Annotated in this window: 14 protein-coding genes; 10 read left to right on the forward strand and 4 right to left on the reverse strand. The window is 61.9% G+C overall.

Annotated features, from left to right (window positions below; all coding sequences use genetic code 11):
• The first annotated feature begins 159 nt into the window (after positions 1-159).
• Complete coding sequence (glmM, locus tag AC1DCM_RS10275) at positions 160-1,524, forward strand: phosphoglucosamine mutase (RefSeq protein WP_223946542.1); 1,365 nt, start codon at positions 160-162, stop codon at positions 1,522-1,524.
• 100 nt (positions 1,525-1,624) lie between these two features.
• Here the strand turns inward: glmM and AC1DCM_RS10280 are convergent, their stop codons facing one another.
• Together AC1DCM_RS10280 and coaA are read right to left on the reverse strand one after the other, a co-directional pair.
• On the reverse strand, positions 1,625-2,473 hold the full coding sequence (locus AC1DCM_RS10280) for a M15 family metallopeptidase (RefSeq protein WP_477518356.1): 849 nt from the start codon (positions 2,471-2,473) through the stop codon (positions 1,625-1,627).
• A 21-nt stretch (positions 2,474-2,494) separates the two neighbouring features.
• Positions 2,495-3,460 carry a type I pantothenate kinase gene (coaA, locus tag AC1DCM_RS10285; protein WP_477518160.1) on the reverse strand — a complete coding sequence of 322 codons (966 nt, stop codon included), beginning with the start codon at positions 3,458-3,460 and terminating at the stop codon, positions 2,495-2,497.
• A gap of 144 nt (positions 3,461-3,604) precedes the next feature.
• On the opposite strand from coaA, the gene glmS reads away from it, so the two are divergent.
• The 8 genes from glmS (at position 3,605) to AC1DCM_RS10325 (ending at position 16,372) form a co-directional block, all read left to right on the forward strand.
• On the forward strand, positions 3,605-5,488 hold the full coding sequence (glmS, locus tag AC1DCM_RS10290; protein ID WP_477518161.1) for a glutamine--fructose-6-phosphate transaminase (isomerizing): 1,884 nt from the start codon (positions 3,605-3,607) through the stop codon (positions 5,486-5,488).
• A 4-nt stretch (positions 5,489-5,492) separates the two neighbouring features.
• Positions 5,493-5,840 carry a holo-ACP synthase gene (locus AC1DCM_RS10295; RefSeq protein ID WP_216925115.1) on the forward strand — a complete coding sequence of 116 codons (348 nt, stop codon included), beginning with the start codon at positions 5,493-5,495 and terminating at the stop codon, positions 5,838-5,840.
• Between the two features lie 18 nt (positions 5,841-5,858).
• Positions 5,859-7,430, forward strand: coding sequence for an NAD(P)H-hydrate dehydratase (locus AC1DCM_RS10300; protein ID WP_477518162.1), 1,572 nt, complete (start codon positions 5,859-5,861; stop codon positions 7,428-7,430).
• 69 nt (positions 7,431-7,499) lie between these two features.
• On the forward strand, positions 7,500-9,845 hold the full coding sequence (gene glgX / locus AC1DCM_RS10305) for a glycogen debranching protein GlgX (RefSeq protein ID WP_477518163.1): 2,346 nt from the start codon (positions 7,500-7,502) through the stop codon (positions 9,843-9,845).
• Positions 9,842-12,154, forward strand: coding sequence for a malto-oligosyltrehalose synthase (gene treY, locus AC1DCM_RS10310; RefSeq protein ID WP_477518164.1), 2,313 nt, complete (start codon positions 9,842-9,844; stop codon positions 12,152-12,154). Before glgX ends, treY begins: the two co-directional genes overlap by 4 nt.
• 70 nt (positions 12,155-12,224) lie before the next feature.
• A complete protein-coding gene (gene treZ, locus AC1DCM_RS10315; RefSeq protein ID WP_477518165.1) occupies positions 12,225-14,009 on the forward strand; it encodes a malto-oligosyltrehalose trehalohydrolase in 1,785 nt (594 codons plus the stop codon).
• A gap of 69 nt (positions 14,010-14,078) precedes the next feature.
• Complete coding sequence (gene mgrA / locus AC1DCM_RS10320; RefSeq protein ID WP_477518166.1) at positions 14,079-15,116, forward strand: L-glyceraldehyde 3-phosphate reductase; 1,038 nt, start codon at positions 14,079-14,081, stop codon at positions 15,114-15,116.
• A 170-nt stretch (positions 15,117-15,286) separates the two neighbouring features.
• A complete protein-coding gene (locus AC1DCM_RS10325) occupies positions 15,287-16,372 on the forward strand; it encodes an inositol-3-phosphate synthase (RefSeq protein ID WP_477518167.1) in 1,086 nt (361 codons plus the stop codon).
• A 275-nt stretch (positions 16,373-16,647) separates the two neighbouring features.
• Here AC1DCM_RS10325 and AC1DCM_RS10330 read toward each other — a convergent pair whose 3' ends face one another.
• Positions 16,648-18,336, reverse strand: coding sequence for a formate--tetrahydrofolate ligase (locus tag AC1DCM_RS10330; RefSeq protein ID WP_477518168.1), 1,689 nt, complete (start codon positions 18,334-18,336; stop codon positions 16,648-16,650).
• Between the two features lie 104 nt (positions 18,337-18,440).
• Positions 18,441-19,685: a D-inositol-3-phosphate glycosyltransferase gene (gene mshA / locus AC1DCM_RS10335; RefSeq protein WP_477518169.1), complete on the reverse strand. Its 1,245-nt coding sequence runs from the start codon at positions 19,683-19,685 to the stop codon at positions 18,441-18,443.
• A gap of 144 nt (positions 19,686-19,829) precedes the next feature.
• Between mshA and AC1DCM_RS10340 the strand changes: the two genes are divergently transcribed.
• Entirely contained in the window at positions 19,830-20,363 is a 534-nt protein-coding gene (locus tag AC1DCM_RS10340; RefSeq protein WP_442004092.1) for a GNAT family N-acetyltransferase, read from the forward strand.
• The last annotated feature ends 11 nt before the right edge of the window (positions 20,364-20,374 follow it).

The raw sequence follows: 20,374 nt of genomic DNA on the forward strand, positions 1-20,374 counted from the left end.
CCCGTTCCGCCGTCTCGGCGGGGCGGGCTTTCGCCGTTTAAGAAGTTGCGTTTTAAGCAGTTCAAAGAGGCGTGCTGGGAGCCGGATTTGACCTGCGCACATGACGTTCCGACACGCTGCTGGACGGGTGGTGTCCCGTCGTCGTCTAAACTTGAGCCGATGTCTAGATTATTTGGAACAGATGGCGTGCGCGGTCTCGCGAACGGATTGCTCACCGCCGAGCTGGCTATGCAGCTGGCCCAGGCCGCCGCCGTCGTACTCGGCCATGACCGCACAACAGATGGCAAGCGGCCTCGCGCCGTAGTCGCCCGGGACCCCAGAGCAAGTGGCGAGTTCCTTGCCGCCGCCGTCGAAGCGGGGCTCTCCAGCTCCGGCATCGATGTCTATGACGCCGGGGTGCTGCCCACCCCGGCTGCGGCCTACCTGGTGGCAGACCTCGACGCCGATTTCGGCGTTATGCTCTCGGCCTCCCACAACCCGGCCCCCGACAACGGGATCAAGTTCTTCGCACGCGGCGGCCAGAAGCTGCCCGACGACGTCGAGGACGCCATCGAAGCGCAGCTCGGCAAAGAGCCACAGCGCCCGGTGGGCGGCGACGTCGGACGCATCCAGCGCTTCTCCGACGCTGAGGACCGCTACATTGTCCACTTGCTCGGCACCCTCCCCAAGCGCCTCGAAGGCCTGAAGGTTGTCCTGGACTGCGCACACGGCGCGGCGAGTGGTTGTTCGCCGCAGGTGTTCAAGGACGCCGGCGCAGACGTAGTCGTCATTGGCGCCGAACCGGACGGCCTGAACATCAACGACGGCGTGGGCTCCACCCACCTGGGTCCGTTGAAGGAAGCGGTGGTCAAGCACGGTGCGAACCTCGGCATTGCCCACGATGGCGATGCCGACCGCTGCCTCGCTGTAGACCACGAAGGCAACGAAGTAGATGGCGACCAGATCATGGCGATCCTGGCGCTGGCGCTCAATGAAGCGGGCAAACTCAAGGACAGCATCCTGGTTGCCACGGTCATGAGCAACCTCGGACTCAAGATCGCCCTCCGCAATGCCGGCATCACCATCCGCGAAACCGCTGTTGGCGACCGTTACGTGCTGGAGGAAATGCGCGACGGCGGCTACAACCTGGGTGGCGAACAGTCCGGCCACGTGATCTTCTCCGATTACGCAACCACCGGCGATGGCGTTCTCACCGGCCTGCAGCTTGCTGCGCAGGTGGCCCTGACTGGCCGTAGCTTGAAGGAACTCGCAACGGCCATGACCAAGCTCCCTCAGCTCATGATCAACGTCAAGGGTGTAGACAAGGCCCGTGCGGGCACCGACGAAGGCGTTGCCGCCGCGGTAGCCGCAGCTGAACTGGAACTGGGTGAAACCGGCCGTGTGTTGCTGCGCCCGTCCGGAACCGAGGCACTGGTGCGCGTCATGGTGGAAGCTGCGGACATGGAGACGGCTGAACGTATTTGCAACAGCCTGGCTGCCGTAGTCAAAGAACGCCTGAGCGCTCCCAGCGAACTGGCTGTATAGAACCCAAGCAACCTCGGCCCGCTTTCCTGATCACCGGTTTACTGGTTTGCAGGAGGGCGGGCCGCACTGGTTAAAAGGACGGGCTCTAAAAGGACCGGCGCTACAGGTAGTCCGGTGCTGCTTCCAACCCGAAGTACTCCTCAAGCGTTGCGATGCCTCGGGTGTTCATCTCTGTCGCTGCTTCGACGCCGATGTAGCGCAGGTGCCAGGACTCGTAGAAGTATCCGGTGGTTTCATGGAACATCCACGGATAGCGGACGATGAAACCGAATTTGTGCGCGTTGGCTTTGGCCCAAATAGCCGCGGGTTGGTCGGCGAAGCAGGGTTGGAAACTGCAGGCACCTCCGCCGTCGCCAATGTCAAAGGACCAGCCCGTTTGGTGTTCGGAATGACCGGGGCGTGCCGAAGCCCTGTCGGCTGCAACCTGGCCGCTGCTTGCGACGTAGCCGTTGTAGGTGACCACCTGGGTGGAATAGGAACGGTACCCGGATGCCAATGCCATGACGACGCCCTCGGCCGCCGCTGCGCCAAACATCTTTTCTGCGGCAGTCGCCGTCGTGCTGTTCATTTGTGTGGCTTCACCGCTGACGGCGAGCCGGATGTTCGGCTGAACCAAATCCGCCGGGACGTAGTTCTGCGGGTTCAACGGCCGGTGTTTGTTGACCACCACCCATGGGCTGGCTGGATCGGTCAGCGAGAACTGCTTGGCTGCGGCCTGAGAGGGCGCTGCGGTGGGAGGGCTGCTGGAAGGTTCTGTAGCCGCAGCGGGCGTTACGGCAGTGACTTGAGTTGGTGTGGCGCTGGAGGCAGTGGCGGAAGGTATCGCCGAAGTCCCTGTAGGGGAGGTCGCTGCAGGGGAGGCTGCGGGGCCATCCGGAGTGCAGGCAGTCAGTGCGGCCAGGCCTGCGCCAGCGGTGAGGAGACCCGCGAATGCCCGGCGGCTGGGCATCGGCTGAGGTTGGATGTCCACTTAGACCTTCCGCAAAAGCATGCGGCGTATGGAGTGGTCCGCATCCTTGGTGAGTACCAGCTGCGCGCGGCCACGGGTGGGGAGCACGTTCTCTTCGAGGTTCGGCTCATTGATGCGCTTCCAGATACCGCGGGCTGTTGACTCGGCATCTTCGTCGGACAGGGTGGCGTAGCGGTGGAAGTAGGACTCAGGCTGAGCGAAGGCCGTGGTGCGGAGCTTTCGGAACCGATCCACGTACCACTCCTCGATGTACGAGGTCTTGGCGTCAACGTAGATGGAGAAGTCAAAGAAGTCGCTCAGCGCGAGGCCCTGCTTGCCATCCATGCGGGGTCTTGCAGGGGCCAGAACGTTGAGGCCTTCCACAATCAGGACGTCCGGGCGGCGGACAACAACTTCCTTGCCCGGGACGATGTCGTAGGTGACGTGGGAGTACCACGGTGCCCGGACTTCCTCGGCTCCGCCTTTGATTTCCGACACAAAACGCAATAGCGCACGGCGGTCGTAGGACTCCGGGAAACCCTTGCGTTCCAGCAGATGCCGGCGCTTCAGCTCGGCCAGCGGGTACAGGAAGCCGTCTGTGGTGATGAGTTCTACGTTCGGTGTTCCCGGCCAGCGCCGCAGCATTTCACGAAGAACACGGGCGATGGTGGACTTTCCAACAGCAACGGAACCGGCCACACCGATGACGAATGGGGTGCGCTGCGTTTGCTCACCCAGGAACGTTGTTGTCGCTGCGTGTAGCTCATGCGAAGCCTGCACGTAAAGGTGCAGAAGCCGCGAAAGGGGGAGGTATACCTCCCGCACTTCCTTCATATCCAGGGGATCGCCGAGGCCTCGGAGGCGGAAAATGTCCTCTTCGTTGAGGGGCTGCTCCATCTGTGCTGCAAGCCGGGACCAGGTTTGGCGGTCCAGCTCAACAAAGGGGGAAGCGCCGTCGCCGTTTGCTTCGGTGCGTTGCAAAGTCACGTTCTGATTCTGCCCTTAGCCCGGCGGATCAGGAAATGCGCGACGACGTGAAGGTGAATTGTGGGTGATTAATGCCGCGCAGGCAATAGGAGGAGAAGGGATGTCCCACATCAGTTGTTTGACCTAGCCGTTAGGCTTATACCCATGTGTGGAATCGTAGGCTATGTTGGCAATTCGTCTCGTAAGGCAGCTGGTCACAGCGCCCTTGACGTCGTCGTGGAGGGGCTGCGTCGTCTTGAGTACCGCGGCTATGACTCCGCTGGCGTCGCAGTGGTGGCCGATGGGACCATCTCGTCCCGTAAAAAGTCCGGCAAGTTGAGCAACCTGATCAGTGAACTGGAAGCAAACCCGGTTCCCGAATCCCTGACCGGCATTGGCCACACCCGTTGGGCCACGCATGGTGGGCCCACCGACCGTAACGCACACCCCCACCTTTCCGACGGCGGGCGTCTGGCGTTGATTCACAACGGCATCATCGAAAACTTCGCCGAGCTCAAGCAAGAACTGCTGGGTAAGGGCGTCACCTTCGAGTCGGAGACAGACACCGAAGTTGCTGCTGCACTGGTTGGCGACATCTTCCGCAGCGAACTCAACGGCAACGGCGGCGACCTCACGCACGCGATGCGACTGGCCTGCCAGCGCCTGGAAGGTGCATTCACCCTCCTCGCCGTCCACGCGGACCAGCCCGACGTCGTCGTGGCCGCCCGCCGCAACTCCCCGCTCGTGGTTGGCCTTGGCGAGGGCGAGAACTTCCTCGGCTCGGACGTTTCCGGCTTCATCGACTACACGCGCCGTGCCGTGGAACTCGGTCAGGACCAGATCGTCACCATCACCGCGGACTCCGTGGAGATCACAGACTTCTTCGGCGCTCCCGCTGAAGGCAAGGAATACCACGTTGACTGGGACCCGGCTTCTGCCGAAAAGGGTGGCTTCAGCTCCTTCATGGAGAAGGAAATCCACGACCAGCCCGACGCCGTAGCGCAGACTCTCCTGGGACGTTCGGACCTCAACGGAAAGCTGACGCTGGACGAAGTCCGCATCGATCCGGAACTCCTCAAGCAGGTTGACAAGATCATCGTTCTGGCATGCGGTACCGCAGCCTACGCTGGGCTGGTTGCCAAGTACGCCATCGAAAACTGGTGCCGTATCCCCACGGAAGTAGAGCTCGCACACGAGTTCCGTTACCGCGATCCGATCGTTGACGCCAACACCCTGGTGGTTTCCATCAGCCAGTCCGGCGAGACCATGGATACGCTCATGGCCGTCCGCTACGCCCGCGAACAGGGCGCCAAGACGATCTCCATCTGCAACACCAACGGTTCCACCATCCCGCGTGAATCCGACGCCGTGCTCTACACCCACGCTGGCCCGGAAATCGCAGTTGCATCCACCAAGGCGTTCCTCGCCCAGATCACTGCCGCCTACCTGCTTGGCCTTTACCTGGCCCAGCTGCGTGGCAACATCTTCTCCGGCCAGATCAAGGACGTCCTCGCGGACCTGAACAAGATCCCGGCCAAGATTCAGAAGATCCTGGACAACGCAGGTCCCTTGCGCGAACTCGCCCGCAGCATGAAGGACGAAAAGTCCGTCTTGTTCCTGGGCCGCCACGTTGGCTACCCGGTGGCCCTGGAAGGCGCCTTGAAACTCAAGGAAATTGCCTACATCCACGCTGAGGGCTTCGCCGCTGGTGAACTCAAGCACGGACCGATCGCCCTGATCGACGACGGCCAGCCCGTTTTCGTGGTTGTCCCGTCCCCGCGTGGTCGTGACTCCCTGCACTCCAAGGTTGTCAGCAACATCCAGGAAGTCCGCGCACGCGGTGCCCGTACGCTGGTCATTGCTGAAGAAGGCGACGAGTCGGTCAGGGACTATGCGGAGCACGTGTTCTACGTACCGGAGACGCCCACGCTGCTCATGCCGCTGCTCACCACCGTGCCACTGCAGATCTTTGCTGCTGAACTGGCCGGGGCGAAGGGTTACGACGTCGATCAGCCGCGTAACCTCGCCAAGAGCGTGACCGTAGAATAACCGCATGATTGTTGGCATTGGCGTAGACGTCGTAGACATCGAGCGGTTCGCCCGGCAACTCGAGCGGACCCCCGGACTTCGGGACAGGCTGTTCGTTCCTGCGGAGCGCGAACTCAACACCAGATCACTCGCGGCCCGCTTCGCTGCCAAGGAAGCGGTGGCCAAGGTCCTGGGTGCTCCCGCAGGCATGAATTGGCAGGACTGCTGGATCGGTCTTGACCAGAATGGTCCTACCGTCCAGGTCAAAGGAACGGTCTTGGCCGTGTCTGATGCCAAGGGCGTCAAGCGCTGGCACCTGTCCATGAGCCACGATGGCGGCATCGCTACGGCGTATGTCCTCGCCGAGGGCTAAACGGACCTATACATAACGATGATCAGCGCCTTCACCGGACAACAGATCAGGGACGCGGAACAACCGCTCCTGGACTCCGGTGAGGGCGCTGTTCTCATGCAACGGGCGGCTTACGGCCTGGCGCAGGAAGTGGCTCGCGTGGTCAAGGCCCGGCGCAAGCTGACCGGCGCCAGCGTCACGGTTCTGGCAGGCAAAGGCAATAACGGTGGTGACGGCCTCTTCGCTGCTTCCATGCTTGCCCGCCGTGGCATGCGGACGACGGCGGTCCTCGCCTCAGCCGAAGTCCACCCTGACGCGCTGGTGTCGTTTCAGGCGGCGGGCGGCCGTGTGTTGCAACTGGATCCCGGCAACGCCGAGGAGCTTGCCGTCCTCTGCGCTGGTGACGATGTCATTATCGATGCCCTATTGGGCACCGGCGCGCGGGGCGGATTGCGTGATGCTTCCGCGGAGTTGGTTGCTTCCCTTCAGGAGCTGAAGCCCCGTTGTGTGGTGGCGTGCGATCTCCCCAGCGGACTGGATGCGACCACAGGGGAAGTCCACTGGCCGGTGTTGGACGCCGACGTCACTGTGACTTTCGGTGGCATCAAGGCCGGTTTGATGACAGACCCCGGCGAAGGCTGTGGGGGACGCGTGGTTCTGGTGCAGATTGGGATCGAAGACTCCCTGGCTACCCCTGAGTTGCGCCGGCTTACTGCCACAGATATGCAATCCGTGCTCCCCAAGCCCGGACGCCGCTCCCATAAATACTCCCGTGGAGTGCTGGGCGTAGTCGCCGGCTCGTCTCGTTTTGCCGGGGCAGCCGTGCTGAGCGTCCATGCGGCAGCAGTGACCGGCGCTGGGATGGTCCGCTATGTAGGGCCGGAATCTGCGGCACGCCAAGTTCTGACGCGGACGCCGGAGGCCCTGTGGGAGACGGACGAGCCTGGCCGCGTCCAAGCGTGGTTGCTTGGTCCTGGTGTGGACGGGGAGGACCAACTCGGACGTGCCGGGGACGCCGCGGAGTCAGCGATTGCCGCTGAGCTGCCATGCGTCGTCGATGCCGGAGCACTGAGCATCCTGCCGGAGCGTTGTCCTGCGCATTGGATCCTCACGCCTCACGCTGGGGAGCTGGCCACGTTGCTGGCGTCCCTTCCGTCCACGGGTGAGGTCGCCGTGACCCGCGAGGATGTCGAGTCCCGGCCCCTGCACTTCGTACGGCAAGCAGCCGAACAAACCGGCGCCACCGTCCTGCTGAAGGGTGCCACCACACTGGTGGCCTCGCCGTCGGGCGTTGTTTTCAGTCAGTCCGAGGGCACCGCCTGGATGGCGACTGCCGGCAGCGGTGACGTCCTGGCGGGCATTCTGGGCGCATTGCTGGCGCAATCTGTGGACTCGGTCAAGGACGACGACGGCGCGTACGCGGCCCTGGGTTTGAAACTGGACGACCGCTGGGCTGCTGTGGCCGCGGTTGCCGCCAGTGTTCATGGCCGAGCAGGCGCGATCGCGTCGAAAGATTTTGATGGTGGCCCCCTTACAGCCTCGGCGATCTTGGCAGCGGTACCGAGCGTCATAGGTTCGCTGACTGCGGAATACGACCGCACAGGACCGTAAGGTTACTGTCCGTGTCAGGGGTCATGAGTAGGCTTGCAGCAAGTTATCCGCATCACCAGAGGAGAACGCATGGAAGTCTGGCCTGGATCGGCCTATCCGCTTGGAGCCACCTTTGACGGCACCGGCACCAACTTCGCGCTGTTCAGCGAGAAGGCCGAGAAAGTGGAACTGTGCCTCTTCGACGACGACGGCGGGGAAGTCCGCGTAGATGTCAGCGAGGTGGACGGCTACGTGTGGCACTGCTACCTGCCGCAAGTCCAACCGGGACAGAAATATGGCTATCGGGTGCACGGACCTTACAACCCGGATGCCGGCCAACGGTTCAACCCCAACAAGCTGTTGCTGGACCCATATGCCAAGGCCATCCACCGGCAGATCGACTGGGACCCGGCACTGTTCTCCTACAACATGGGGGACCAGGACTCCCGGAATGACGCCGACTCCGCACCGCACATGATGCTGGGCGTCGTCATTAACCCGTTCTTCGACTGGGACGGCGACAAACTACTGAAGATTCCGTACCACAAGTCCGTCATCTACGAGGCACACGTCAAGGGACTTACCCAGCTGCATCCAGAGGTTCCCGAGGAACAGCGCGGAACCTACGCTGGCGTGGCTCACCCCGCAGTCATCTCCCACCTTCAAAAACTCGGAATCACGGCGATCGAGCTCATGCCGGTGCATCAGTTCGTCAATGACGGGATCCTGCAGGACAAGGGCCTGAACAACTACTGGGGCTACAACACCATCGGCTTCTTCGCCCCGCATAACAGCTACAGTTCCAAGGGTGATACCGGCCAGCAGGTCCAGGATTTCAAGGCCATGGTGCGTTCCCTGCACAACGCCGGGATCGAAGTCATCCTGGACGTCGTTTACAACCACACGGCTGAAGGCAACCACCTCGGACCTACCCTGTCATTCAAGGGCATCGACAATTCCGCGTACTACCGCCTGGTGGAGAACGACCAAAAGTACTACATGGACTACACCGGCACCGGCAACTCATTGAATGTCCGCAGTCCGCATTCACTCCAGCTGCTGATGGATTCGCTCCGCTACTGGGTGACGGAGATGCACGTGGACGGGTTCCGGTTCGACCTCGCGTCCACGCTGGCCCGCGAATTCTACGACGTGGACAAGCTGTCAACCTTCTTCGAACTCATCCAGCAGGACCCCGTTGTGTCCCAGGTGAAGCTCATTGCCGAACCGTGGGATGTGGGTCCGGGTGGGTACCAGGTGGGCAACTTCCCGCCCCAATGGACGGAATGGAACGGCCAGTACCGGGACACCGTTCGTGACTTCTGGCGCGGAGAGCCCTCCACGCTTGGTGAATTTGCCTCGCGGCTGACGGGCTCTGCCGACCTCTACGAACACTCGGGCCGCCGGCCTGTGGCATCCATCAACTTCGTCACTGCCCACGATGGCTTCACATTGGCCGACCTCGTGTCGTACAACGAGAAACACAACGAGGCCAACGGTGAGGGGAAAAATGACGGCGAATCACACAACCGCTCGTGGAACTGCGGCGTTGAAGGCCCCACCGACGATCCCAAGGTTCTAGGGCTCAGGGCCCGTCAGCAGCGGAACTTCATCGCCTCCCTTTTCCTGTCACAGGGCGTTCCCATGCTCCTGCATGGCGATGAACTTGGAAGGACGCAGCAGGGCAATAACAACGGTTACTGTCAGGACTCCGAGCTCACCTGGATCAACTGGGATAGCGTTGACCAGCCCTTGGTGGAGTTCACGGCTGCTGTTAGCGCCTTGCGGGCCAAGCACCCCAGCCTCCGCCGAAGCAGATTCTTTGACGGACGGCCCGTGCTGCGAGGCGAGGGGGAGCGGCTTCCGGACATCGTATGGCTGGATGCCGACGCCAGCACCATGACGCCGTCGGACTGGGACACCGCGCTGGGCCGTTCCGTTGGCGTGTTCTTGAATGGCGACGGTATCCACGGACGTGACACTCAGGGCCGCCGGATCACCGACGTCAATTTCCTGCTGTATTTCAATGCGGACGAGGACGAAGTTGGGTTCCGGGTGCCGTCAGACGAATATGCCCCTGCGTGGGACGTCATGATCGACACCGGGGGTGAAGGCGCTGATTCAGACGTCGTGAAGGCGGATCAGATCCTGATGATCGCAGCGAAGTCACTCGTGGTGCTTCGTGCCCACAGCACACCAGAGTCTGAGCCGGACCACTCTGTGGCCGCTTCCCTTGCCGCCCTAAGTCAGACGAGCACGCCCGAAACGGCGTCGCTCACGGCTCCTGCGGTGGATTCGAAGCGGACAGATTCGTCGACGAACGCTCGGTCTACGAATGGGGCAGAGGCGGTCAGCGCTTCCGACGGGGGAGATCCACCCGTTGCGGAATCAAAACCCGCACGGAGGCGCCGTACTTCGAAGAAGGCGGACTCATGAGGACCCCCGTGTCAACGTACAGGCTGCAAATCCGCCAAAGCTTTACGCTTCAGGACGCCGCGGAACTCACCGGGTACCTGCACAACCTTGGGGTCGATTGGGTCTACGTATCGCCGATCCTCACCGCGGAAGAAGGCTCAGACCACGGTTATGACGTCACGGATCCTTCGTCCGTGGATCCTGCCCGTGGCGGAGCCGAGGGTCTGGCTGCGTTGTCCAAGGCCGCGCGCTCGAAAGGACTTGGCATCCTGGCGGACATCGTTCCCAACCACATGGGTGTCGCCTCGCCAGGACAGAATGCCTGGTGGTGGCAGCTCCTGAAGGAGGGTCGCTCGTCCAAGTACGCGGAAGCGTTCGACGTCGACTGGGACTTCGGCGGCGGAAAGATCCGTATCCCGGTGCTCGGCAGCGATGACGACCTTGGGCAACTCACTGTGGTGGACGGCGAACTGCACTACTACGATCACCGTTTCCCGTTGGCCGAGGGCAGCTTCAGTGCTGGAGACAGTCCGCAGGAGGTTCATTCGCGGCAGCACTATGAACTGGTGGGCTGGCGCCGCGCGGACGCTGAATTGAACTACCGCCGCTTCTTCGCAGTCAATACCCTGGCAGGCGTCCGCGTCGAGGTTGCGTGGGTATTCGATGAGGCGCATGAGGAAATCGTGCGATGGTTCCGCGAAGAGCTGGTGGATGGTCTCAGGATCGATCACCCCGATGGGCTGGCGGATCCTGAAGGGTATCTTGCAAGGCTTCGCAAGGAGACGGGCGGGGCATACCTCCTGGTGGAGAAGATCCTTGAGCCGGGAGAGAAACTGCCGGAAACCTTTGATTGCGAAGGCACCACAGGGTATGACGCGCTGGCGGACGTAGACCGCCTGTTCGTTGACCCAGCAGCCGAGGAATACCTGGACTCCCTCGATGCCCGGCTGCGGGATGCAGCCCAGCCGGCTGACTATGCGGACATGATCCACGGGACCAAACGGCGCATCGCCGATGGCATCCTGAGGTCTGAAATCCTCCGGTTGTCGCGGCTTGTTCCCGAGTCACCGGAATTGCCGCGCGACGAGGTAGCCGATGCCCTGGCCGAGATTATTTGCTGGTTCCCCGTCTACAGGACCTACCTTCCGCACGGCCAGGAGATCCTGGAAGAAGCCATGGAACGGGCAGCACAACATCGGCCGGGGCTCCGGTCTGTGCTGAACGGGCTAAGTCCACTCCTGACTGATACCACTGGGGAACTCGCCCGCCGCTTCCAACAGACCTCCGGCATGGTTATGGCCAAGGGTGTGGAGGACACCGCATTCTTCCGCTACACACGCTTGGGGACGCTCACCGAAGTGGGCGCCGATCCCACTGAGTTTGCGCTTTCCTCTGATGAGTTCCACGAGCGCATGGCACGTCGTCAGGCAGAGATCCCGCTCTCCATGACCACGCTGAGCACCCACGACACCAAGCGCAGCGAGGACGCCCGGGCCAGGATTTCGGTCATTTCCGAATCTGTCCCCGAATGGGAACTCTTCCTTGGCACTGTCCAGGAGCTGGCGCCCATCCCGGACGGTCCGCTGGCCGCCCTTGTTTGGCAGTCCATTGCAGGCGCTTGGCCCGCCGATCGTGGGCGCCTCCAATCGTATGCGCTCAAGGCCGCCCGCGAAGCCGGAAATTCGACCAACTGGACCGACCCCAACCTGGACTTCGAGCGTCACTTGGCTGCCGCCGTCGACGCCGTTTTTGACGTCCCCGAGGTCGCTGCCGCGCTGGAGAATTTCGTCGAGGAACTCGAACCTTATGGAACCTCGAACTCACTCTCGGCCAAGCTCATCCAACTGACCATGCCCGGCGTTCCGGATGTTTATCAGGGCACCGAGTTCCGGGACGGGTCACTGACTGACCCCGACAATCGGCGGCCAGTGGACTTCCAAGCCCGGATCGCGGCGCTCGCAGAACTCGATACCGGTGCGCGGCCTGAGTTCACGGACGAATCTGCCAAACTGCTGGTGGTCTCCAGGGCGCTCAGGTTGCGTCGGGACCGGCCAGAGCTGTTCGGCGGCTACGGGCCTTTGCACGCGAGCGGCGCGGCAGCTGAGCATGTGGTTGCATTCAGCCGCGGTGTGGACGCGCCCGGTGCCATTACCGTTGGCACGCGGCTGCCCAAGCGCCTCGCCCGTGAAGGCGGTTGGCGGGATACGGCCATCGACTTGCCGGTCAACTGCCATGACGAACTGACCGGGACCACGTACGACGCCGGTTCCGTCGCGGTTGCTACGCTGCTGGAGCACTACCCGGTCGCACTGCTGGTGCCCGCTGACTGATCCGCTGAACACGAACACCCAAACCAACACCGCCACTGCAACGCAAGCTAAAACAAGCACAGGGGACACGATGCTGGAGCACGCTGCTGGAAAAAACCGTTATGACGTCTGGGCGCCCAACGCCGGATCTGTGAAGCTGCTCGCCGGAGGTAGCGAGCACGCCATGGAACAAATCCACGACGGCGGCGCTACAGGATGGTGGCGCGCGTCCGCAGAGGTCACTGGCCAGGAAGGTGACGCAGTTGCGTACGGGTACATCGTGGACGGCGAGGGGCCGTTTCCCGATCCGCGCTCGAGGCGGCAGCCGGACGGGGTGCATGGATTGTCCGCTACCTTCGATCCTGCCGCCTACCACTGGGGGGATGGTGAGTGGAAGGGGCGCAGCCTCAAGGGATCCGTCATCTATGAGCTCCACCTGGGCACGTTCACTCCCGAAGGCACACTGGACGCAGCCGCCGGGAAACTCGACTATTTGGTTGACCTGGGCGTCGACTTCATCGAATTGCTTCCGGTCAATGCATTCAACGGAGTTCACAACTGGGGTTATGACGGCGTGCTGTGGTACGCCGTCCACGAGCCCTACGGTGGCCCGGAGGCCTACCAACGGTTCGTCGACGCCGCCCACGCCGCAGGCCTGGGCGTCATCCAGGATGTGGTCTACAACCATCTTGGACCCAGTGGCAATTACCTGCCCAAATTTGGCCCCTACCTGAAATCCGGGGAGGGGAACACGTGGGGCGATTCAGTAAACCTCGATGGTCCGGGCTCCGACGAGGTACGCCGTTACATCCTGGAGAACGCGGCGATGTGGCTCCGCGACTATCACGTGGATGGGCTCAGGCTAGACGCCGTGCACGCCCTGCGCGACGAACGTGCCGTGCACATCCTTGAGGACTTTGGCGCGCTGGGAGATCAGATCGAAGCGGAAACCGGGGTTACCAAAACCCTGATTGCAGAATCGGACTTGAACAATCCGCGGCTCATCTATCCCCGTAAGGACAACGGATATGGCTTGGAAGGCCAATGGAGCGACGACTTCCACCACGCCCTGCACGTGAACCTTAGCGGTGAAACCACCGGGTACTACGCGGACTTCGATTCCCTCGCTGTCCTCGCCAAGGTCCTCGAGCACGGCTTCCTCCACGATGGCAGCTACTCAAGCTTCCGGGGACGCCACCACGGTCGGCCGATCCGGCACGACCTCGCGCATCCTTCCGCGTTGGTAGTTTGCCTGCAAAACCACGACCAAATCGGCAACCGCGCCACCGGTGACCGGCTAACTGCATCCCTATCTTTTGGTCGGCTGGCGATCGGCGCAGTGCTGACCATGACATCCCCTTTCACACCCATGCTTTTCATGGGCGAGGAATTCGGGGCTTCCACGCCGTGGCAGTTCTTCACCTCGCACCCCGAACCGGAATTGGGGGAGGCCACAGCGAAGGGCCGGATCAAGGAATTTGAACGAATGGGCTGGGACCCTGCCGTTGTGCCCGACCCCCAGGACCCGGAAACTTTCAAGCGCTCAAAGCTGGACTGGGACGAGCCCAGCGCCGGGGACCACGCCCGCCTGTTGCAGCTGTATCGGGATTTAGCACAGCTGCGCAGGAATACGCCGGAGCTGGTGAACGGAGGTTTTGGCGCGACCACGGTGGAGTTCGACGACGACGAGCACTGGCTGGAGATGACCCGCGGCGCCATCCGCGTGGTGTGCAACTTTGGTGACGAGCCGCTGGATTCGCCTATGGGTGGGTCCCTGCTTCTCGCAACCGACACGGAAGTAGTCCTCGACGACGGTTCGCTGACCCTGCCCGGTGGGAGCGCCGCCGTCGTGCGTGTCCAGCAAGGCGAGCAGTGACGAGGGTGACGGCGCCCACATTGCGGACAGCCCGAACACGGTGATCTGTGCAGTGGCAGGATGGTACGTATGACTTATTCGGCTGCGGAAAACCGCTACGAAACCATGCCCTACCGCCGCGTTGGACGCAGTGGTCTCAAGCTCCCCGCTATCTCGCTGGGCCTTTGGCACAACTTCGGCGACGACAAGCGGTTCGACGAACAGCGCGCCATCCTGCGCCGTGCCTTCGATCTGGGTGTCAACCACTTCGACCTCGCCAACAACTATGGCCCGCCGGATGGATCGGCAGAAACAAACTTCGGGCGCCACCTGAAGGACGACTTCAAGCCGTACCGTGATGAGCTCGTCATCTCCACGAAGGCCGGCTACTACATGTGGCCGGGCCCGTACGGCGAATGGGGATCCCGCAAGTACCTGATCTCCAGCCTTGACCAGTCCCTGCAGCGCATGGGCCTGGACTACGTGGACATCTTCTACAGCCACCGGCCTGACCCCGAAACTCCATTGGAGGAAACCATGGGGGCGCTGGACTACGCGGTCCGGTCCGGCAAAGCCTTGTACGCGGGTATCTCTTCCTACACCCCCGAGCAGACGCTCGAGGCAGCCCGGATCCTGAAGGAACTAGGCACCCCTCTGCTCATCCACCAACCCAGCTACTCCATGCTGAACCGATGGACCGAGAACGGTTCGCCGAACCTCTACGAGGCACTGGACCAGGTGGGCGCCGGCTCCATCGCCTTCTCTCCTCTTGCCCAGGGGATGCTGACCAACCGCTACCTCAACGGTGTTCCGGCCGACTCACGGGCCGCAAAGGAACGGTTCCTCTCTGAATCCGCATTGACGGAGGACAAGCTGGACCGCGTTCGGGGACTCAACGCCATCGCCGAAGGCCGTGGACAGACCCTCGCACAGATGGCCATTGCATGGATTCTCCGTGACCAGCCGAAGGGCTCTCCCGTAACATCCGCGCTTGTTGGGGCGTCCAGCGTTGCACAGCTTGAAGACACGCTGAGTGCCATCAACAACCTGAAGTTCACTACTGATGAGCTGACTGCGATCGACGAGTTCGCCGTCGAATCCGACATCAATCTGTGGGCGCAGAAGTAAACCGAGGGAAAAGACATAAAACAGAAGGGGCCGGCGGGAACAAAGCCGGCCCCTTCTCTGTTGGCTACAATGCAAGTGTGCGCCAACTGGCGCCGTGCCAATCAGTCGTGCTCTGAGCTCAGTCAGAGTTTGCGCCTGGCACCTGAGGTTTAGTTCTCAAAAGGAGTTCCGTGTCTTCACATCCGATTCGTGTTGCCATTGTCGGCGTAGGAAACTGCGCCGCATCGCTGGTCCAAGGTGTTCAGTACTATCGCGACGCTGACCCCAAGGCCACGATTCCGGGTCTGATGCACGTCGAGTTCGGCCAGTACCACGTCAACGATGTTCAGTTCGTTGCTGCTTTCGATGTTGATAGCAAGAAGGTTGGACTGGACCTGGCCGACGCCATCGGCGCCAGCGAAAACAACACCATCAAGATCGCCGACGTCCCTGCCACCGGGGTAACCGTCCAGCGTGGACATACCCTTGACGGCTTGGGCAAGTACTACCGCGAGACCATCGTCGAAGCTCCCGAGGAGGACGTCGACATCGTTGCTGCCCTCCGCGAAGCCAAGGTAGACGTCATGGTTTGCTACCTGCCCGTTGGTTCGGAGCAGGCTGCCAAGTTCTACGCCCAGTGCGCCATCGACGCCGGCGTGGCCTTCGTCAATGCCCTCCCCGTCTTCATTGCCGGAACCAAGGAGTGGGCTGACAAGTTCACTGCAGCGGGTGTTCCGATCGTGGGCGACGACATCAAGAGCCAGATCGGTGCCACCATCACCCACCGCGTGATGGCCAAGCTGTTCGAGGACCGCGGCGTCACTTTGGACCGCACGTACCAGCTGAACGTTGGCGGCAACATGGACTTCAAGAACATGCTTGAGCGCGATCGCCTCGAGTCCAAGAAGATCTCCAAGACGCAAGCTGTCACCTCCAACGTTGAGGCCGAGCTTCACGCTGACGACGTCCACATCGGGCCGTCTGATTACGTTGCCTGGCTTGACGACCGCAAGTGGGCCTTCGTCCGCCTCGAGGGCCGCAACTTCGGTGATGCTCCCGTTTCCCTCGAATACAAGCTCGAAGTATGGGATTCCCCGAACTCCGCAGGTGTGATCATCGATGCCATCCGCGCCGCCAAGATTGGCCTGGACCGCGGCATCGGCGGCCCGCTGCTCTCCGCGTCTAGCTACTTCATGAAGTCCCCGCCGGAGCAGTTCAACGACGACCTGGCCCGCGACAAGGTGGAAGCCTTCATCCGCGGCGACATCGAGCGCTAAACCCTCGAGCGCAAAAGCCCGCGCCCTTTAAGACCGAGCGCTGACAAAAGACGCCCTCCCACTCCCATGGGAGGGCGTCTTTTGTGCTTCCGATGCTCTCTCACATCCTGACGCTTTTCGCCGGTCCCTCTCTCACGTCCTTACGCTTTTCGCCCGTCCCTCTCTCACGTACCGGCACCCCTTTTGGCGACCGGGTGGAGGTGATAGAAGATCGGTGGTTATGCCGGTGGAGGTGATAGAGGATCGGTGGAAAGCGGCCACGATGTGAGAGAAGGTCAGAAGAGGCCTGTGGGTTTGCCGTCCGCATCGACGTCCATGCGCATGGCTGCCGGTTCCTTGGGCAGTCCGGGCATGGTCATGACGGCACCGGTCAGCGCGACAATGAAGCCCGCGCCGGTCTTGGGGATGAGTTCGCGCACGTGTACCCGGAATCCCTTTGGCGCCCCGAGCTTGGATGCGTCGTCCGTGAACGAGTATTGCGTCTTGGCCATGCAGACGGGGAGCCCGCCCCAGCCATTTTTTTGAATGTCCACAAGTCGCTTCTGTGCCGGGACAGAAAATTCGACGCCGTCTGCGCCGTAGATCTCCTGCACAATGGTCCGGATCTTGTCCTCCACAGAAAGTTCCAGCGGGTACAAGTGGTGGAAATTTGATGGCCCTTGCACTGCCGCTGCCACCTTCGCCGCAAGTTCGTCCCCACCATCGCCTCCGCCGCCGCGGCCCCAGACATCGGCGACGGCGGCCTCCACGCCTTCGGCTGCGCACCACTTCAGTAGCCACTGAAGTTCTTCGTCGGTATCGGTGGCGAACTTGTTGATGGCGACGACCGGCGAGATGCCGAACTTGGCAACATTCCCAACATGGCGTTTGAGGTTTTCCACCCCAGCGGCTACAGCGTCCACGTTGGGCTCGCTGAGTTTGTCTTTTGGAATTCCGCCTTGCATCTTCAGCGCCCGGATCGTTGCCACAACAACGACGGCGGACGGTGCCACGTCAGCGATGCGGGACTTGATGTCCATGTACTTTTCGGCACCCAGGTCCGCGCCGAATCCAGCCTCGGTGACCACGATGTCCGCAAGTTGCTGCGCGGTCCGGGTTGCTATGAGCGAGTTGCACCCGTGGGCAATGTTGGCGAAGGGCCCACCATGGACCAGTGCCGGCGTCCCGGCGATGGTCTGGACAAGGTTTGGTTTGATGGCGTCCTTCAAGAGCAGAGTCAGGGCACCCTCCACCCCAAGGTCCGCAACAGTTACGGGTTGGCGGTCGAAGGTGTAGCCGAAAGTGATGCGGCCCAAGCGTGCACGAAGGTCGTTCAAGTCCGTGGCGAGGCAGAAAACGGCCATGATTTCGGAGGCCACTGTGATGTCAAAGCCATCTTGCCGGGGTACGCCCTGGGCGGGACCGCCGAGCCCGATAATGATTTCCCGTAGGGAGCGGTCGTTCATGTCGATGACCCGCTTGAAGGTCATGCGGCGGGGGTCGATTCCGAGGTGGTTGCCTTGGAAGATGTGATTGTCCACGAGTGCCATGAGGGCGTTGTTGGCCGAGGTGACGGCGTGGAAGTCGCCGGTGAAGTGGAGGTTGATATCGTCCATGGGCAGCACCTGCGAGTAGCCGCCTCCGGTTGCCCCGCCCTTCATGCCAAGGATCGGCCCGAGTGAGGGTTCGCGGAGTGCGATCATCACTTTGTGGCCGGCACGGGCGAGGGAATCGGCGAGCCCTACAGTGGTTGTCGATTTGCCTTCGCCCGCAGGGGTGGGGGACATGGCTGAAACGAGGACTACCTTGCCGGGCGCCTTGCCCTGAGGGAGCACAAGCTTGGCCGGATTGATCTTGGCTTTGTAAGGCCCATACAGTTCCAATGCGTCCACGTTGATGCCCGCCCGTCGTGCAATCTCTTCGATGGGCAGGATGGTGGCGCTATGGGCTATCTCAAGATCGCTCAGGCCCTTGTTTTCAGACATCGTTGTCCTTCGGCTTAGTGCTTACGCTGTGTGGGCAGACGCTCCGCGTCCGCCTGCGCTGTGCGCGACAATCTATCAGTCAACAGCCAGTAACTGCGTGAGGTTCACCGCCGGGGGACCAGCAGGCCGCTGACAGATTCGCGGTAGCTTTCCAAAGTGATCGCAGCAGTGCGCTGCCAGCCGAAGGATTCGGCATGGGTTGCGGCCAAACGGCCCATGTCCTCGCGTGTCTGGACGTCGTCGTACAAATCCTCAAGGGCATCAGCCCAGTCGGAAGGATCGTGACCATCCACGAGGATGCCTGTCCGGCCATCGGAGATGGCGCGAGAGAGCCCACCAACGTTGGTGGCCACCACGGGAGTCCCGCACGCTTGTGCTTCCAAGGCCACAAGTCCGAAGGATTCGCTGAAAGAGGGCATCACTACGACGTCGGCGGAGCGGAACCAGCTGGCAAGCTCGGGCGCTACAACCGGCGGGCGATGCGTGACGATGTCAGCCAGCCCGGCCTCCTCGATGATGTGCTGCAGGTTGAAGTCCTTGGCGCCGCTGAGCGAGCCCAGAATGGTCATTTCCAAATCGATGTCTGGCCTGCGCTTTCGCAGGAGGCCGGCTGCTTTGACGAAGACCTGGGGGCCCTTGAGCCGTTGGATCCGGCCCGCGAACAGAATATGGAAACTGTCCGGCCTGACATCGCGCTGGGCTCGGGATTTACGACGGAATGATGGCGTGAAGATCTGGAGGTCGACCCCCGGAGGCGCGATGTCGATCCTGTCGATATCTGCACCGTAGTGGGAGACCAGCTCGTCTGCCTCGGAAGCTGTATTGGCGATGAGACGGGTAGCTCCATCAACGATCCTCTGCTCGCCCTCCTCCCGACGCCGCGGCTCGGGGCGCTCACCGGACTCGAGAACAAGGTTCTTGACCTTCGCCATGGTGTGCATGGTGTGGATCAGCGGAACACCCCAGAGCTCAGACAATTCCAGACCCGCAACCCCGGACACCCAGTAATGCGAATGGATGGCGTCGTAGCGGCCGTTCGGTTGCTCGTGCCGGATTCGATCGATCTGCTCCACCATCTGATGGAGCAGGGCAGGCAATTCTTCCTTCGGGACTTTCCGCCGCGGTCCGGCCAGGACGTTGTGGACGCATACACCGGGACCGGGATGTTCGACGGCAGCTTGGCCGGCTTTGGTGGAACGGGTAAAAATCTCTACCTCTACGCCGGACTCCGCCAGTGCGAGGGCCAGGGCCCGCACATAGACGTTCATCCCCCCAGCGTCACCTGCCCCTGGCTGCTCCATGGGGGAGGTGTGCAGTGAAAGGAATGCCACCCGCCGGATCAACGGCACACTTTCCTCCTTCGTGAAGCCAACTTGTGAAGCCAAACCACTTTTTGCCCTGCAGAAAACACTACTCCTGAAGCCGAGCACTACATGGCGCCGATCCCGGCTATGTGGACAAGCAATCCCGGCTAAGTGGACAAGGCTGCTAGCGTGTGCGCTGTGAGCCAAGAAACCCTTTTCGACATCCGCCCAGCCACATCCGAAGATTGGCCCGGTATCTGGTCCGTCATGGAGCCCATCATCCGTGAGGGGGAGACCTTCACCTGGGACCGCGACACCACTGAAGAAGCTGCCCGTGACAAGTGGATGAAGGAAGCGCCGGGCCAAACGTTTGTGGCGGTGCGTACTGCGGACGGGCCGCACCCCGGAGGCGAGGTCCTGGGCACCGGCGAGTTCCATGCGAACCAGGCCGGTGGCGGCAGTCATGTGGCGAACGCCGGGTACATGGTGAGCTCCAAACATTCGGGTCAGGGAATTGCACGGGCGCTGTGTGCCTACTCGCTAAAAGAAGCCAAAGCGGCAGGATTCCGCTCCATGCAATTCAATGCTGTGGTGGAGAGCAACGTCCGCGCGGTGTGGTTGTGGCAATCGATGGGTTTCCGCATCCTTGCCACAGTGCCTGAGGCCTTCGACCATCCTGAAATCGGCTACGTCGGCCTGCATGTGATGTACCGGAAGCTCTAGGAGCCCACACA

This window comes from Paenarthrobacter sp. 10N417, from assembly GCF_056394745.1.